Here is a 17,373-nt window from a genome sequence, read left to right on the forward strand (position 1 = left end):
GGCCTTCAGAAACAGTAACAGCGAGTTTAGCCTCACTTCCATCGCTACCCCCTAAAGTTACTTTTGACAGAATGACCATTGTGGATTATTGCTTTTGATAATGTGCATTGCTCTATTAAAGTTATACATATATCTAGTGCCACTTTTCCAAAAAAAATGACCCTATGGAACTTTGTCCATAGTGACACTTTTATAAAAAGTGACCCTATGACGACATTACATAGGGTCACTTTTCAAACATAAGTGACCCTATGTGAGGCATTCATAGGGTCACTTTTCTTTGTTTAGTGATCCTATGTAAGCATGAGGTTGATGAAAAGTAAAAATGTCAGTTTATGACGGTCAGTGAAAGACGTCGTTATTCTAATCCAACGTTGGGAGGGGCTGGATTTAGGTTTTTTTTTAATCGCTTCACATTTCGTTAGCATGCGCAGGAATTTTTGATAAAATTCTGGTTAGTTTGGTTAAAAAGTGTTACAAGTAAGCGGTGTGGTTGAAGGGATAGATTTAAGGCTTATTCAAGCCTTAAGAAAATACTAAAAGTTACTTTTCACCCTACCGAACACCTAACAAAAAATCCATGTTGAAGATTTGAACAATTGTAATGGCGCAAGGACAATCAGCACATGTCAGAATCTGATAATTTAACTCGTAGCTTACTCGGTAAACTTTTCCGCACTGAGATTTCGCTTATTCGTAGTTACCGTGCATTTTTAATGTTATTGCCTGTGCATGGATCTTCTGCATATCAAACTGGGACTCCTCTTCTCCAGCGTCGCCTATTTGGGAAAGGATTTAGTACAGCCGCTGATTTAGCTTTTGAAGTGGAAACACGTCCAGGTAGTTTTTTGGTTCCGCGTACACTCGGAAAGGAAATTACATGGGAGAGGTTTTTTTCTGCGGTCTTGGACGGTGATTCCAATGTAATTCGTGAATATGATACAAATGATATTGACTATGGTATTTACGATGCCGGTGAAAAAGTGACTTTTCTGAATGGTACAGTGGATATCTATAATCCCAAGAAGATTCATGAGTTGCGTTCTAAATGTGTTGATATACAGAATGACTACTTTATGCAGGTGTTCTTTATCTCAATGCTCGCACCAGAGTTTGTAAGTATTTTCTTTGGTTTAAAACCAACTACAGCTGATGCTATTAAAGACATTGGTTATTCATCGTTAAAAACAATTAACGATGTCGTTCTTTTCCCACGTACAATTGCTTTCTCACAAGGGCATATTGAAGAGAGTGTTTCACTTAAAACGAAAGTTTTTGCCTGGGCTTATGAATTGTCTGCTGACATCCGGTTAGGAAAAGTTAGTGATGATTTGATGGAACTATTACGTTATGACACTATGTTCACCAGTCACCGTCAGGATGTGTTCAACACTTTAACAAATAAAGTTATGTTAAAGGATTATTGATATGGCAAAGGTCGATCAAACAAAAGCTAATGCTCTATTGCGAGCAGCAAGAACTATGTCGCTTGGGGCAAATAAAAATACAATACGAATTTTGTACGGTAATCATGTTGCTGAAAATATCGATTTTGAGCCTGGTGCAAAAACAAAACTCAAAAAAGGTATCCGGGGCTGGAGCAAACGCACAGATAACCGCCGAGCCTTTTCTGCTGTTATTGATGTCGCAGTTAACTATTTTGGTTTTGATCCAATAAATCCGGAAGCGAGTTTTCGGCAAATTGACTTCAACCGAATAATGAGTGTCCTTCATAATCTGGGATACTTTGTATGCGCACCGGAAGTTAATAAAATAATAGAAATCCTTACTTCTATGAAAGAAATTGAAGAACTAGGTGCCTGCGAAAAATGTAAACGCCCATACATTGTGCCAGTGACAAATGATGCTCATTGTCCACGTTGCAGATTATCTTCAACTGCTTCAGCCATAGAGAGGTATTCTCAAGAAGAATTAGATTAAATTTAAAAAAGATATCGCGAAACTTGCCTTGTCTGAATCTAAATATTGACTTAAGTCAAATTCTGTTGTTTGCTTTACAATCAAATATTAGTTACAACTTAAATATCAACTCTTGACAAGTAAAGATATAATTTGATTTTTCTTTATTCAGTTTTTCTTCGTTCCAAAAATGTGCACCTTTTTTTCTGTTGAAAACGTAAAACTACTTAGGTTCTCAAAACCTTCTATGCATGACGACTTCTTAATCGCTTTCAATTAATATATTTTATATTCTTGTCTAAGTTCGCTTCTTTGATCCTTAGCTATTCCTTTTTTGAAATATAGAAACAGCATTACTTGTGATGATTTTTTTCAGCTCTAAATACACCTGTTTTCAAAGCAATATTTGCTTTTAGATATTCGATAAAACCATGTTTTTGTTACACCGGATTTTTGACAACGTGCAAGATGGATGATCTTTCCATCACCGAGACTATCTTCTTAGTCAGCACTCCTTTTCCGTCCTTTTCAACATAAAAACGACCATGCTATACGAGCTCTAACCTTTTTTTTGTATGCCATCATAACCGCATCAGAAAAGGAGAACGGTCTATGACTCGTATTGCATTAGCGCCTTCAAAGATGGTTTTGCTTATGTCTTTGGTAATTACTGGTGCCCACGCCAGCCCTGAGCAACCCCTAATAAAAGATACGCCCTTTGTATCTGGCCAGGCTTATAAGAAGGGTTTCTTCTGGTATGACGATCCTGCTAAAAAAAGCGAAGCTGAAGAAGAAGAGGTTTTGCCACCAACCGGTGCTGCTAGCTCGCCTTCAAAAGAGGAAATGGTAGATTTAAATTCAAAATGGCTAAAAGAGAATATGCCTCGACTGTTAACGCAGGCAATGGATAACCCTACCGCAGAAAATCTATCACGTTATTACACGGCGCAAAGGTTAATGCTGGATATCAGTACGCGTTTTTCTGACAAATCAAAAGATTATTTTCTTAAAAACCCGATGATGTCTGAAAAACGCAGGCAACCAGTGGAAAAGGTGGCACTGGATGCTCACCGCACTGTTGTTGAAAAAAATCAGCAAACGGTAATGAAAGATATCTTTACTAAGTCAGGTTTATTTTTCTTTTTCCAGAGTACTTGCCAGTTTTGCCACGAAGAAAGCCAAATACTTCAATTTATGCAGAACTATTATTCGGTAGATATTCTTCCAATCAGTATGGATGGAAGGCCATTGCATAATGGCCTTTTTCAGGATTTTAACATCCCCAACGCACAAATTATTGATCAATTTAAAATTCGAGAGGTACCTACAATTTTCCTGGTTTCAAAGGATGGGACATCAGCTCAGCGCATTAGTGAAGGCATGATCTCCGCTGATGAATTAAAGAACACTATTATACTTGCCGCGAAGGGCATGAATCTGATCGATGACGCTTCGTTCCAGTCAACTCTAGATATTAAAAGGCAATATACCATCGGCGATGATGGCGTTATTACCGTTAATAAATCCGAAATGGAATCAGACCCATTCCTACTTCAAAAAATAATGGACCAAAAACTCGAAGGCTATGACATGCCTACGGCCGATCCGGTCAATTATCTCAATGCTGGCGGCAGTTTTGGAGGCACTTATGCGCAGTAATGCCGTTTTCAACTTCAAAAAGTTACTTTTGTCTCTTTCTGTTTGTGCTGCAATTTTAGCCCCGACTGCAAATGCAGACAACGCAATGCGTAACATTTTCAATGGCATGATGACGTCTACCAGCCCGGCCACCTTTTCCACAGCAACCCGTACAGGCATAGTTGGCGGGTCAATGTCTTACCGAACAACAAACGTTAATACCAACCTTGTTTCCATGTCGTTTCCAAAAGCTTCTGTCGGTTGTAACGGTATTGACGTTTTTCTTGGGTCCTTCAGCATGATCAACGGGGACCAGCTTGTGCAGGTGGCCCGTGGTATTGCCCAGGGTGCGGCTATCTATGCTTTTAACGTTGCTGTTTCAGCTATTTGTGCTGACTGTGCTGCAACGATTAATGACATCCAAAACAAACTGCAAGCGCTAAATAAATTTGCGAAAGATTCATGCAATGCAACTTACTCTTTCCTTTCTGAAAACGTGGGTACGCCAAGCCAGTTCGCTAACTCAGTTAGCTCTGGACCAGCCTCAATTCTGGGATCGATTAATGGTCTTATTCCTGATTTTGGCTCATCGATGACAAAGTCACCTGAAGCTGTCACTTCTCAGGTTAAAGCAAAGGATCCCGAAGAGTTCGCTGAAAAATTCAGTGGTAACCTCTTCTATATGTCGTTCATGGATATTGATAAGGGAACGATGAACATCGGAGGGGTAACGGAGTTATCCGGTTATAAACTGGCAGAACAACTTATGTCTCTCGTAGGTACTGTCATTATCAACTGGGATAGCAAAGGCGAAAAAGCGGGAATGGAAGTCCGCCCGTCTACCATGACTGTCACGGATTACATCATGGGGCCACCAGCTGGCGGATCAATTAAAATGCTCAAGTGTTCTCCGGCACCAGATCCATCATCCCCACGAAAGGCTCAGTGCCTTGTCATGTCAGAAGTTAATGACGGTGGTTTTAAGGGATTGAAGGATACCATTTCTGATCTTCTTTTAAACGTACAGAAAAAAATCATCAACGACGTTCGTGTTTCAGATGATGAATTACGCATTATCTCCTATATCGGCATCCCGACCATTATCGACTCTTTGCAAACATTCGAAGCACCGGAAGGGTACGCATACATTCAGGACATCAGCACTATTGCTGCGACGAGCCTCGTAATCAACATGTTGCGCCAGGTTGAGGCCAAAATTTCAACCATGAGCATACCGAGTGAGTCGCTGTCGGGTAAAAGGGATGATCTCAACCGATTAACAGACAATCTCTCAAAACAGGTTAAAGCCGCCTATGAGCTATCGCACAGCCAGGTCGGTACCAGCTCGGACGTCATTTCAACCTGGGATAACCGTCGCCTGCAACGGAAGGCTTTCACTGAAAGTATTCGTGGCACACGTAACTGAGGTCTGACATGGATTACAACATATATACCCTGGGTGATATTGATTTTGTCTGGTCGGCTTTTACCGGTATTGCCCTGATCTTTTCTCAATATACTGGTGTAAAAGAGTTCCTGACCACGGCCGCCGTTGTAGCAGGTGTGAGCCTATTCTATAAAACGTGGCTATGGCTTCAGGCTCCGACCAAAAATGAATTACCGTTTTTCTCCTGGTTTTTGGGGTTGATCCTTTTCATGATGGCAATGGTTCGAGTGGATGTAACTATTGAATCTGTAAAGTCGGGAGAGGTCAGAAACGTCGACGGAATTCCAATTTTTATTGCTGCGATGGCAACCGTCACCACTAACTTAAGCCAGGGTTTGCTGAAGGATTATAAAACAGCGTTTGATCCGCTTTCTCCGGTGGACCTGTCTGCAACAACTCTGGACGATGACATCACCCTCGGTCCGATGATCCGATTCGTGAAGTTTTTGCAATGGGGCGGCGATAGCCAGGGCTACTGTTCCGCATTTCCTGAACCGGCCAGCGGGCTAGGGCCAATGAACGTATGTGCTACCGTTCAGTCTCTTGCATACAACTGCCTGAAGGCTACCCAAAACTCAAGCGCAAATATTGCCGGTAAAGAAACTATTTTTAACGATATTTTCTCAGCTAATCTGGCAGATAGCATGGACCGGATTAATCAGGCGATGAAAGGCGCACTGAAGAATGCCTCTGCCAGTATTGTTGGCGCTAACGGTTCAAAATCTGGTACGTGTGATGAGGTCTGGTCAACTGTGAAACAGGTTACCAGTACAGCTGAAGCTCGCCAGACTATTTCCCTTATAGGACAGACAAACGGCATCCTTACTCCAGACGAAGCAAATGGTGCACCTACCGGCGCAAGCTTTACTGATGTTATGGCGTCAGCAAATGGTATGTACGGTAAGGCTATTGGTTCGTATGACGCCACCCTGAACCTGTTCATTATGAATGAGCTCAGAAATGGCGCAAGCAAATATAAGACCCCACTCGGTCTGGCTTCCGATATGCAGTTGTTTGAGGCTTCTCTGAAGCGAACCAACACAATGGCTTCACAGGGCCAGTTGTGGTTACAACTGTCGGGAGCAGCAATCGCATTCCTTGAAATGTTTGCTTATATGGTTGCTCCATTTGCTTTGCTTATGCTGCTGGCGTTAGGTGGTAATGGTGTTGCCGCTGCGGCGAAATATTTGCAACTTATCCTCTTCGTGAATATGTGGCCGCTTACGGCAGTAATGGTCAACGCGTATGTGAAGAAAGTCGCGACGGCCGACTTGGATACCTGGAGCACCCTCAACAGCCAGAATAATGCCGTCACGTGGATGGGACTCCCAGGGCTTGCGGAAACATACAGTTCATACCTGTCTGTTGCTTCCGCCCTCTATGCTCTGATTCCGGTACTCACATTATTCCTGATGACACAGTCGATTCACCCGATGATGAATGCGGTTAAGGGAGTGACCCCCGATGCGCCGGTGGATACTGGTCATGTAACGCCCAAAGTATGGGATGGCCCTAACAGCGGTAAATCTTCATTTGGTGACGTGACACGAACCGCCTTAACCAGTACCGGTCAGGGATACAGCGATGGCGGCGCAGTTGATTCAAGTAATTTCCGTCTTGGAATGTGGAATGCTGGTTCAAGTATCGCTAACAGCCAGGGACAAGGATCAGCTGTAACCTCATCAGTTATGAGTGCGGCAAGTAATTCATTCCAGGCTGGTTACAGTCAGATGAGCGAAATTGGAAGGTCAGGACAGTCGAGCCAGCAGTTCTCAACCAACCTGCAAACAATGAAGCAGATCTCGGATAAGATTGGTGCCTCTGTAGCAGAAGGTATTGCAACGAAACATGGGGTGAGTGCGTCTCAGATGGCCAGCATTGCTTCAAATGTTATTCTCAACGCTGGGCTTAATGGAGGTGTTGGAACTGGCAATGGAGCCGGGCTGAAAGCGGCTGTAGCAGGGCAATTGAGTAGCGGTGCATCTAAGACCAATACAGGCAGTGACTCGCTTTCAAATGACCTTTCAAAAGCAATCACGAATCAGCTTAGCCAGGATTCTGCGTTAACTGACCAGTTCAGTAAAGCGGCGTCTCAGGTAAGCAGCGATCAGATATCCAATACTAATGCGTTTAAAGAAGCATCGTCGAAAATGAACCAGGCGACACAGACGATGGCGCAAAATATTTCTACATCGGTTTCGACTAACGCAAGCTCCAATAGTGGAATGAGCCTTGATTCTAAACAAAGCATTAACCTGGACAGGTTCTCCGATTCTATTCGCAACAAAAACTTCAGTGATGATGATGTAAGGAATTTTGCTCGTAAGAATGGGCTGGATGAGAATGCGTTTATGGAGAAATTCAACTCCTATAACGATACCTTCAAGGCCAGTAATCAGCTTGGATCGCAGCTTCAACGTACTGACGCGCTTGTGGCTGCAACCCGAGATTTCAGTGAGCAAAAAATTGCGATTGATACCGCCCGGGGAGAGACGGCCGAAAGTAATAAACAGGATCTCCGTGAAACCTCCAGCCTGCTTAAAAGTCTGGTTTCCGACTTCGGTGGTAATGCACAGCAGCTGCTACCTATCACCAATCAGCTCGACAGAATTTCAGGTGACGGGTCAGGAATTAATACTATCACTCAGGCACAGGATAGAACTCCTGACAGCGTAAATACGTCTGGCGTGATGAGTGCGTCACGCGTAGGGGAACTGGGTGGAAGTGTAGATTCGCAGGCTAAACTCGGTCTTTCCTCCAACGCTCAGGACGCGACACAGCATGTCCCTGGAAAAAGTGAAGCTGGCTTTACTCCGTATAACCTTGATAACGCGGGCAAAGGCGATATTCAGGGAATACATAACAACAACGTGGGCCGCACTTATTCTGATGAAGAAAGGAATGTGCTTAATTCTCTCGAAAAGAATGGACCTGTACTGAATAATCAGGGTGTAGAGAAAGTCGTCAATTCGGGTCAGGATGTCAGAAATGCAGAAGGCACATTTAACGATCTGGAAAAGGTTGGAGGTCGGGTGGTTGGTGATGGAATGGATCAACGAGCCACTGCTTTGAACAGTATGTATCAGAGCGGGCAAGTTCGTGGCTTATCTAATAACACTGATAACTACTTTAGTCGTGTTGCCAACAACCCGAACTTAAGCCGGGACGATAAGCGAGCTGAATTGGCACAGCAAGCTGTCTTTACCTATGGTGCCAGCACCATGGCTACCGGTGCCGAAAGAGAGCAGCTCAAAGCGGATACCCAGAAGATCCTTAATGAACTGGGTAACTATAACGTTAACTGGAGTATGAATGACGTTAAGAGCATCCATAGCAGTTTCAACACTCATAACAGAGCTGATGGTTCACTTGAGTCAGTCGTACGGGCAAACCTGGGAGAAGGTGGGTCGGGCGGTGGTCTCGTTGGTAACCGCACTCAGACCGTCACAGATCGCTTGGTTGGGGAAAAGATAGAGGCCAACACTGAGCGGGGCGCGATTTCTGGTGCGCTACTCGGGGGCCAGCAATTTGTTTCGGATACGCTAACCAGCGTTGGGGCGAAACCGGTAAATGAGATGCTTACGGGAGCGGGCATCCTTCAAACCCAGACATCGATAGCAAATGATGCCTCTAACCCTGCAAATATGCCTGATTCTCTCCAGGGTAAAGTCCTTAATCACATGCAGATGTCTGATGGCGTCGCAGCTGTAAGTGACCGGTATCAGAGTATTAGCAGCGACGGCGTTTCGACTTATGCGAATGCAGCGCAGAACTCTGAAAGGGCTATCCGGCAGCAATTGACGGATGACCCACGCTTTGGGCCTCAGAAAGCAGATGAATTCATTCAGTACATGAAGTCAGAGCTGAGCAACACAAATGAGCCTTACCAGTCACGTGTCGATAAAGCGGATCAGTGGCTTAATGAAAATAAAAAATAAGGGAGGTTGAATATAACCTCCTGAAATGACTATCAATAGATTGTAAATTACTGCTAAACAATTAAGGCCGCAAAGTATGTGTTTGCGGCCTTTTTTTCAGAAGTACCGCTCTTGCGGAACATTCAACTGACGGTTTGAATCAGTGAAGACAAAAATCTATCAAACTCTGTATGAGATTCAATAACATAATCAGTAGATGCTTTGTCTCTTATCTGAAAGCAGTCGTCTGCAAAACTATAAGCGAAAAGTGACATGCCATCTTCTCCGATTAACACCTTATCAGTGAGATTTGGGTCAACGTAGATTTCATTGTCTCGTGCTTCAAAGTTGCGTATGTAAATATTTGACCACAATAGATTTTCGTTCTCTGCCTGAACAAGGTTATAAAACGTAAGTCCGTTGTACTCAAAACCATCCATAGCATTAAACACTTGGGCATAATCAAGCCTGGTTTTAATGAGTTTCTGTATATCTATATAGGCGCTCTTTTTGTGATCTGCCCACTCCACTGGAGGCGGATTGCAGATTAAGTCTTTCAAGACTTCCGGGGCTACCGGGCTGGCTAAAGGGTAGTGATCTGCAACCATCAACCTCTTTAAGCTGCTGAGTAGTTGAGTTAAATCTTTCATGAGCGCCTCTTACTTTCCTACCGGGTAGATAACACCGTTCGGCGATGGCCATAGAACTTTGGTGCTTGAATTATACGGTAGATCCTTCGTAATGATGGATTGTGCTTTCGACAGTGCTGAATGGTATGGTGAATTCTGAATAAGTACCAGGTTGTCTATAGCGTTTGTGCCACCATCATCAAGAGGGATCTTGTGGTGAACCTGCCACCCAGAGGGGACCTTGCCTGTTGCAAGTTTCATCAAATCGTTAGGTTCAAACGTAGCCAGGGCATCTGGGTGGTCTGAAAGTGATTTAAGGAAGTTAGGGCGTACAGTATTGTTGAATTGTCCACGGAGAGCTAAATATTCAGCTCTGTCTCGGCGCATGTAGTTCAATTCGCTAACATTCATATCATCGAGCAAAACGTGTGCTTTTTTGTACTTGCCGAGATAACTTGTCAATTCATCCGCAGACCTTGGATTTCGGATAACCAGAAGTGAAGCCGCTGCAACCAGCATACCTGAAGTTGTTTCGTTCAATACCTGGTCATAGCCTTCAACAGCTTCGCCGCCAAGTTGTTCAGCCGTATGTCGAAATCCCTCCACATTTCCATTATAAAGCCCGCCAGCTGCGAGAAGACGACCAGCCGCTTTGGAATTAATGGTTTTTGTTGATTGGGCGTGCTGTGCTGGTGTCGTTGATCGAACGTAATACCCCGGGCGTTTCAACTGACGAGAGATGATATCGCGCAGACGGGTAAAGAGGGACAGGGGCAGGTCATTGCGTAGGTTGCCATTTGATATAACCCCCGGCCCGGCATTGCCGGTTATGTCTTTTCTAAGCAGAACGATCTTACCGTATCTGATGTCGTCAAGCGTATCGCGGTAAGCGAGCCAGGGGCGTTGATGGTGGAACTGGTGATACCGGCTGACAAACTGTGTATATCCCTGCGGTAAATTCCATTCCTGAATAATCCGGTTTGGCAGGGCGGTATCTTCGAGGTCATGTACCGCCGTGGCCGGATGTATGATGTGGGGAATATCCTCAAGGTATATGTCATCCAGTGACTTAGCCTGACAGTGATGCAGCATAATGTCCCTTTCTTGTCGAATTCATATGAGACATTATTGCGTATGGTATAAAACAATCAATCCTAAAGTGGATGGGCGTACGAGATCAGCAGTGACAGGGTAAAAGGAAAGTTACTTTGTTCATCAGCGTCCCATGAGCTGATGGTACCTTGCGTTAAGAGCTGCAAGGTCAGATTCGGTGAGGCCCGTGTAATAATCGGTTTTGTGCAAATGCGGATAACCGGCCGGAAATAATGATTCGTCGTCATCAAGGCAGATAAATGCTTTAACTCGATGTGAAAAGACAAAGTCCTCACACTCGGCAGCCCGCACACCAGTCTGTCCGTGTTTTAAATATACCGAACCGGTTGCACCTATGATTTTGTCTCTATAAGGCACCCGGAACAGAGATTTCAGATAACTTGTATTAGCGCACTCACGCCATGAGCTGGAGATAACAATCACCATGGCAGGGCAGTTATCCAGCAATTTCTCTAACAGTGGCATTCGCTCAAAGGTTTCATTTTTACACCTGTGGCAAACCCCATCGAAATCTAAGAAAAGCACGACATGCGAATCAGGGAGAGGGGCCCATAAACCAGCTGTTGTTTCTTCATGAACACATACTTCTTCATGATGAGGGTTTTTCTGGATCAAGAAAGAAGAGAGAATCTTAAATAAATTTCTTGCAGAAGAAGACAATATATTACTCCTGAGTCAGTGTGAAATATTTGTGGTGGTTTACCCAAGCCACTCGATGATCTTCTGTAATATCGGGTTGTATTTATTTAACAACAGGAGTCGGGTTTTGCTCCGGGACATTTTTAGCTATATGGCCATTGTATCGAGGAGGTTGCTGGGTCCATTGATAAAGCTCACCCATCCCGTTACGCTGCTGGATCCGGCGATTGTACTTTACCATGAAGTTAAATATGTACTTTGCACGTACCTTTGGGGTTTTGCTGTTGTAATCTGCAATCCCTTCAAACACATTGCCCTTGCGATCAACAATTTTTCTATAGAGCCACCATGTTCCAACCCAGAAACTTGCGCAAGCATCGTAAGCCAGAACCCGCCACGTTACCGTCGGGAAATGCTTTTTTATTTCAGGTAGATTGGATGAGTTGATCTGCATTGGGCCAATATCATAAGTGCCGTTAGTATTCCTGCTGAAAGTACCAACCTTACCGCCTTCATTGTCAAACAACGTAAAAACCAGTTCAGCATCAATTCCGAAGTAGCGGGCGGCATCCGTAATGCACTGAGTGTAAATCTCATCAGGAACGGGAATAGGTTTCACATCATCTGCTGGTGGTGTAAACACAACGATTTCTCCACTGAATCTACGTTTTATCTATTCTCCCATATATCTATCGACTTTCTTTCGGCTTTACCCGTTGATTTAAGCGTTTAAGCAAAATTCTGGAATTTTGGGGCGTGATAATATTAGTGCTCGATTTAAGGAGCGGAAATGAAAAAAATTATTAAGGCATCGGTATTACTTCTTTCATTAAGTACCGCCTTCACGATGAATGCCGAGCCGGTTAATACAATGGTACTGCCAGATGCAGCCCGGGATAAGCTCAAAGCCATTGGGCTTTCAATCGAGCACGTCGAACCCTCGCCAGTAAAAGATATTTTTACGGTGATTTCCAGGGAGGGGGTAAGTTACGTGAGCAAAGACGGAGATTACATTTTTACCGGAAGCTTATTCCACGTGAAAGGTAAAGATGTGGTAAACACCACTGAGCAGGCCATTTTAATGGGCGTCCGGGAATTCGCATCCAAAACAAAATCCATCGACTACAAATCACCAAACGAAAAATACCGGCTTGCTATCTTTACCGATATAACCTGTGGATACTGCCAAAAACTGCATCATGATCTGAAGTCTTATCTTGATGCCGGTATTTCGATTAAGTTTCTTGCATTCCCACGTGCAGGACTGAACTCGGTAGTAGCCGGGAACATGGCCAAAATCTGGTGTTCAGCAAAGCCAAACGAAGCTCTGGATGCAGCGATGAATCCGGTTTCAACTATCCCGGAAGGACGTCCTGATGAGGCTTGCTTAAACATTATCAAATCGCATTTCCAGGTGGCCTCAACAATCCCGCTGCAAGGTACTCCTACCATGGTGACACTAAGCGGCAAACCGCAGTTATTTACGGGGTGGCTGAGCCCGGAAAACCTGGTGACCCAAATGGGCGCTGCGCAAAAGTAACTTTTCCGACTGTAAGAGGTGTGTATGAAATCTACTTTACTGAGTACGTTAATGCTGGTTGCTGTAGGTGTACAGCCCGTTTTCGCTGCACAATGTCAGTACGGAGCCTGTGGAACGGAAAACGATCCCGGAATCGGATTTCTGATGTCATCGGTACAAATGGATAAAGGTGAACATCTAAAGGAACTCTCTGGTGTTGCGACCACAGGTGACACCATCTCTAAAAAGATGGAAAGCTACCTGGGAAATAAAAAGCTCAAGGTAAACACCGACAGTACCCGCAAGGGGCCGGGTAATACCACCATCAGGCCTACAGATGAGCTCGCCCCAACGAGGCAACTAAAAGTTATCCGGCCCGAACTGGTAAAAAATCCCGATTCGCAGCTCGTGGTAGCTTTCAATGAGCGCCTGGCCTGATTTATTGACTGAGAGCGTCCAGAAGGAAAAAAGATGTCGATACTCAGTAGCTTCGTCATCAGAGCAACGGGGATACCTGACAAAAAGTATCTCCGGGATCCCGTAATAAAACGTTGTTATAAACGTCTGAGTCGTAGGGTGCCTGCTCTAATGACGGGGTGGCTTCTGTGCATTCTGGGTTCAGGGTATGTCAGTATGGCACTGGAACAGCCTGATAGCACTGTATTACTCAGTCTGCTGCTGTTGTATGTTATGTCAGGCATTTTACTGATGCAGTTCCAGTATATGTATTCAGAGCGAAGCATAGGCTACAAGTTCTACCTGGAAGTGCTTATGAATGCAGCTGCCAGTACTCAACATAAAGAACAGTTACAGTATCTGTTCATTAATAAGCCCAATTCCATCACGATGGGCGATCTTTACCGACTTTATGATTTTAATGGGGGAGGGCGATAGCCACGTTAATGTGCGTGTCCAAAAGTCACTTTTGAACATTCTCTTCCCGCCGTCTGCTTTCAGTTCCAGGGGATCACTGCAACATAATTTCCGGAACGCAGCGGCGCATCAAATTTATCAGTAAAGGCGTCGATCATTGCTGAATAAGCAATGCTGTCTGACGGCACAGGTGCATTGCTTTGCATACTCACTTTCAGAACCTGCTTTGCTCCTTTCGCTGACGGGTATACCTCGACATCCAGCTGTCGCATATAGTGCATCTGCGACATCGTCTCAGTGCCTATTACCCCATCGACTGGCTTGTAGTCATAGTCAGTATGCAATTCGCCATGCTTGTCAGTTCTCGTTGTCTTTTTATCTACAACGTAGCCTGTCACCCCAGTAAGAAGCTGCTCGCTATACTGCATGTTCTCCTGTGAGCTGCTGATTCGGAACCTGAGCACATAATCTGGCTGGTGAGTGGAAATAATGACTCCTTTTTTTGCTAATCCATCAGCAAAACGGCCTGAAAACATTCTGGACTGAATACTTTCGTCCGGAGGGACTATCTGAAACCTTTTATTTGTAACAGGACGAGGCATTAGATCGTACGCATCTACCTGGTTTGCGAAATGATATCCGCATCCACTCAAAAGCATTGCGGTTGTGAGTATAAAGCCCTGCCTAATCATCCTTTAATCTCCAAAAAGCATTGTTTCACGAATAATTCCGATTTACCGGGCCAGTATAATCCATCGCAGGTTAATAACTAACAGGCTGAAAAGCATAAAGGTAGCTATGTCTAAAGAATTTTATTTAAAACCGATGGCCACGATTTTAATTTCTGCGGTTATTGCTACCGCTGCCTCGGCGTTAATCACGGCAACTTATTTTAAACCGAAGGTGCTCAGTGAGGAAGAAATTGGCAAAATTGCCGCTACTTACCTGGTAAAAAATCCCCATTATTTAGTGGAAGCAGGTAAGGCGCTGGAAAATCAGAACGTGAGTGCCTCAGTGGAACGAATAATTCCATATGCGCCAGCTCTGCTGGATACCAAGGAGACGCCAAACATCGGCCCTGATGACGCCGACGTCGCGGTAATCGAGTTCTTCGACTATCAGTGTATTTACTGCATGCGGGTTACACCTGTTGTTGAATCGGTAATGAATCAGAGCAAAGATGTAAAATTCTTCTTTAAAGAATTCCCGATTTTTGCCGGTTCAAAACCTGTATCTGCCATGGGGGCCGCTACGGGTCTGCACGTCTATCAGAATTTCGGTGCTGAAGCCTATCGTAAGTACCACAACAACCTGATGGCTGTGGCTCATACCTTCATGACCTCTCAACGCAAATTCGAACTCACTGACTTTAATACTGTGGTGGAAAAGTCAGGGTTTAACAGCACGTTTTCTGACAGGGAAAAAAACCGGTATGAAAACGTGATCTCCGGCAATATGCAGCTGGGCGAAGCGCTCGGGATCACCGGCACACCCGGTTTCATCATTATGAATATGAAAAAGCCGAATGCGGCGACTACCACATTTATCCCCGGGGCTATGGACGCAGCAACTTTGCAGGGCGCAATCGAAAAAGCTCGCGGGGCCTAAAGTTACTTTCACATTTGATGAGTACGGCCATGCCGGTCATGGCCGCTACGCTTTTACAACGAGTAATTCATCCCAGCGGGTCGTATATCTCGGTGATAGCATGGCCTGCTTCATACGAAAATCCTGTTGAATGCCTTCCCCCAGTAAAAACAGAGCTCCGCGCTTTTCTTTATTGAACCGGTCCATAACTTTCATCAGTGCCTGACTGCCAGGCCTGGCCGGGCGAGTATCAAACAGGCTGAGTTGCTCTGTGCCGTCAGTCATAGCGGAGAGCATTACCCCTGCTTTCGCATACGCTATCCCGGGTCTGTAAATGCGGTTCAGGATGGTCATGGCTGCATCAACCAGATCGCGGGTGTCCTGTGTAGCGGTAAGCGGCTCGATACCACAATTGCTGTAGCGGTTTTCACCTTGCGCATAATTGCTACTCTGAATGAAGACTGTGATTTGACGGGTCCACGAGCCATCCTTGCGCAGCTGCTCTGCCGCCCGGGCGGTAAAAAATGAAACTGCCTCATGTAGCTTGCCTATCTCATTAAGGCGCTGACCAAAACTTCTGGAAACGATAATCTGTTGCCTGACAGGAGGAGACTCGTGCAGCCGGAAACATGGTTCGCCATGCAGTTCCCGCCAGGTACGCTCGATTTCAACGCCAAAGCTTTTACGTAAAAAGCGAACGTCGCTATTATAAAAATCACCGGCAGTGATGATCCCGAAAGCCGACAGGCGTTCACTAATCTTTCGACCAATACCCCATATTTCTCTGGTACTGATCAGGCTCAGGAGCTTCCTGATCCTGGCCTGATCAGTCAAAACTACAACCCCGCCTGTAGCTGCCCATCGTTTGCTCGCATAGGTGCATAATTTAGCGAGGGTTTTGGTGCTTGAACAACCCACACCACAGGTAAGGGACAGATTATGAAGAAGTGTACTTCTGATCAACCGGCCGTAATCTTCATAATCTATTATCTTGTTCATGTTTTTCAATAACATGAAATTTTCATCTATGCTATATCGACTCGATTGAGGCGCGAAGCTTTCCAGCGTTTCATGGAAGCGATTTGAGTAGTCTTCATACAAAGTAAAGTTAGAGCTCCGGACTTCGATCCGGTGTTGCTGAATCAAATCCCTGCACTTAAAAATTGGGGTCCCACGCTTAATACCAACGCTTTTAGCCAGTTTATTCATTGCAATGACGGACGAATCGTTATTGCTGGCTATGATGAGCGGCTTTTTTGACAGCTTGGGATCCATCGCACACTCAAATGCCGCATAGGCTCCGTTAATATCAACGTGCATGTACATGGCTGAACTGATTCAGTGCAAAGGTGACGACGCCCCATATCTCAAGGGATTCAGGATTTACACGTATCGGCTTATAGGCTGGATTAGAAGGCATCAAAAGCAGCTCAGGATACGTGTGTAAGATCTTTACCGTAAACTCTCCATCCACCAGCGCAACGACGATAGAGCCGTGTCGTGCTGTTAAAGACCGATCCACAACCAGTATTGCTCCATCATTGATACCGGCATTGATCATACTGAGGCCCGCCGCCCTGACAAAGAAGGTTGAGGGGCGGTTGCGGACTACATATTCATGCAAATTTAATTCATTATCTTCATGCCCGGCGCACGGACTCATCACTCCACAGCTTAGTAAATCACTGAAAAAAGGTGCCATTTCGTAAGGCTTGTTGCTAATGTGCTCAAGGATAACAGACATAGCTACACTCGAATTCTTGTACTGTATGTATAAACAGTATTGCGAGTTGAAGAGAAAAGATCAAATCTCTCCGGTAACGCTATCAAGCCTGACGAAAAATTAAGCTTTATCATAAACATCAAAAACCATCTTTTACCGATAATGGCGAGCTGGCCTACGAAGAAGGTATACAAGCTAGGATGAAAGGATTCTGATGCTCCTCCCACCAAATTTTTTATCTCCTGAAGACCAGGCTGAGTACGATGCTTATATGGCAAGGTTCAGCGAGGTGGTGATGCTGCCAACTTACTGATTTAGTGTATGATGGTGTTTTTGAGGTGCTCCAGTGGCTTCTGTTTCTATCAGCT

Annotated in this window: 16 protein-coding genes; 9 read left to right on the plus strand and 7 right to left on the minus strand. The window is 44.8% G+C overall.

Annotation, left to right across the window (positions count from 1 at the left end):
• Positions 1 to 626: 626 nt before the first annotated feature.
• From CHU32_RS25575 to CHU32_RS25595, 5 genes are all read left to right on the plus strand, one after another.
• Entirely contained in the window at positions 627 to 1,427 is an 801-nt protein-coding gene (locus tag CHU32_RS25575; RefSeq protein WP_000004208.1) for a hypothetical protein, read from the plus strand.
• 1 nt (position 1,428) lies between these two features.
• Positions 1,429 to 1,941, plus strand: a complete 513-nt coding sequence (locus CHU32_RS25580; RefSeq protein ID WP_001140952.1) for a hypothetical protein — start codon at positions 1,429 to 1,431, stop codon at positions 1,939 to 1,941.
• A gap of 591 nt (positions 1,942 to 2,532) precedes the next feature.
• Positions 2,533 to 3,579, plus strand: coding sequence for a thioredoxin family protein (locus CHU32_RS25585; protein WP_000196727.1), 1,047 nt, complete (start codon positions 2,533 to 2,535; stop codon positions 3,577 to 3,579).
• On the plus strand, positions 3,569 to 4,984 hold the full coding sequence (trhH, locus tag CHU32_RS25590; protein WP_001257292.1) for an IncHI-type conjugal transfer protein TrhH: 1,416 nt from the start codon (positions 3,569 to 3,571) through the stop codon (positions 4,982 to 4,984). Before CHU32_RS25585 ends, trhH begins: the two co-directional genes overlap by 11 nt.
• Before the next feature lie 8 nt (positions 4,985 to 4,992).
• Positions 4,993 to 8,943, plus strand: coding sequence for a conjugal transfer protein TraG N-terminal domain-containing protein (locus CHU32_RS25595; protein WP_000386160.1), 3,951 nt, complete (start codon positions 4,993 to 4,995; stop codon positions 8,941 to 8,943).
• Between the two features lie 122 nt (positions 8,944 to 9,065).
• On the opposite strand, the gene CHU32_RS25600 is transcribed toward CHU32_RS25595, so the two are convergent.
• The 4 genes from CHU32_RS25600 to CHU32_RS25615 form a co-directional block, all read right to left on the minus strand.
• Positions 9,066 to 9,572, minus strand: coding sequence for a YrhA family protein (locus tag CHU32_RS25600; protein WP_000654195.1), 507 nt, complete (start codon positions 9,570 to 9,572; stop codon positions 9,066 to 9,068).
• Positions 9,573 to 9,581: 9 nt separating this feature from the next.
• On the minus strand, positions 9,582 to 10,643 hold the full coding sequence (locus CHU32_RS25605) for an HNH endonuclease signature motif containing protein (protein ID WP_000902297.1): 1,062 nt from the start codon (positions 10,641 to 10,643) through the stop codon (positions 9,582 to 9,584).
• Between the two features lie 123 nt (positions 10,644 to 10,766).
• Positions 10,767 to 11,324: an HAD domain-containing protein gene (locus CHU32_RS25610; protein ID WP_001371950.1), complete on the minus strand. Its 558-nt coding sequence runs from the start codon at positions 11,322 to 11,324 to the stop codon at positions 10,767 to 10,769.
• Between the two features lie 82 nt (positions 11,325 to 11,406).
• Positions 11,407 to 11,946, minus strand: a complete 540-nt coding sequence (locus CHU32_RS25615; protein ID WP_000494968.1) for a lytic transglycosylase domain-containing protein — start codon at positions 11,944 to 11,946, stop codon at positions 11,407 to 11,409.
• A gap of 147 nt (positions 11,947 to 12,093) precedes the next feature.
• Here CHU32_RS25615 and CHU32_RS25620 point away from each other — a divergent pair, with 147 nt between their 5' ends.
• From CHU32_RS25620 to CHU32_RS28715, 3 genes are all read left to right on the plus strand, one after another.
• Entirely contained in the window at positions 12,094 to 12,843 is a 750-nt protein-coding gene (locus tag CHU32_RS25620) for a thioredoxin fold domain-containing protein (protein WP_000720274.1), read from the plus strand.
• A gap of 24 nt (positions 12,844 to 12,867) precedes the next feature.
• Positions 12,868 to 13,260 (plus strand): hypothetical protein, encoded by a 393-nt coding sequence (locus CHU32_RS25625; RefSeq protein WP_000843243.1) that lies wholly within the window; start codon positions 12,868 to 12,870, stop codon positions 13,258 to 13,260.
• 195 nt (positions 13,261 to 13,455) lie between these two features.
• The gene (locus CHU32_RS28715; RefSeq protein WP_001439466.1) at positions 13,456 to 13,716 is read left to right on the plus strand and encodes a hypothetical protein; all 261 of its coding nucleotides are present in this window, start codon (positions 13,456 to 13,458) and stop codon (positions 13,714 to 13,716) included.
• Positions 13,717 to 13,775: 59 nt separating this feature from the next.
• Here the strand turns inward: CHU32_RS28715 and CHU32_RS28720 are convergent, their stop codons facing one another.
• Positions 13,776 to 14,123: a hypothetical protein gene (locus tag CHU32_RS28720; RefSeq protein ID WP_121343843.1), complete on the minus strand. Its 348-nt coding sequence runs from the start codon at positions 14,121 to 14,123 to the stop codon at positions 13,776 to 13,778.
• Positions 14,124 to 14,493: 370 nt separating this feature from the next.
• On the opposite strand from CHU32_RS28720, the gene CHU32_RS25640 reads away from it, so the two are divergent.
• Positions 14,494 to 15,303 carry a DsbA family protein gene (locus CHU32_RS25640; protein WP_000031378.1) on the plus strand — a complete coding sequence of 270 codons (810 nt, stop codon included), beginning with the start codon at positions 14,494 to 14,496 and terminating at the stop codon, positions 15,301 to 15,303.
• A gap of 45 nt (positions 15,304 to 15,348) precedes the next feature.
• On the opposite strand, the gene umuC is transcribed toward CHU32_RS25640, so the two are convergent.
• Together umuC and umuD are read right to left on the minus strand one after the other, a co-directional pair.
• Positions 15,349 to 16,602, minus strand: coding sequence for a translesion error-prone DNA polymerase V subunit UmuC (gene umuC / locus CHU32_RS25645; protein ID WP_001371894.1), 1,254 nt, complete (start codon positions 16,600 to 16,602; stop codon positions 15,349 to 15,351).
• Positions 16,592 to 17,026 carry a translesion error-prone DNA polymerase V autoproteolytic subunit gene (umuD, locus tag CHU32_RS25650; RefSeq protein ID WP_000111290.1) on the minus strand — a complete coding sequence of 145 codons (435 nt, stop codon included), beginning with the start codon at positions 17,024 to 17,026 and terminating at the stop codon, positions 16,592 to 16,594. Before umuD ends, umuC begins: the two co-directional genes overlap by 11 nt.
• Positions 17,027 to 17,373: the final 347 nt, after the last annotated feature.

It is taken from the genome of Superficieibacter electus (genome assembly GCF_002915575.1).
GTDB lineage: Bacteria > Pseudomonadota > Gammaproteobacteria > Enterobacterales > Enterobacteriaceae > Superficieibacter > Superficieibacter electus.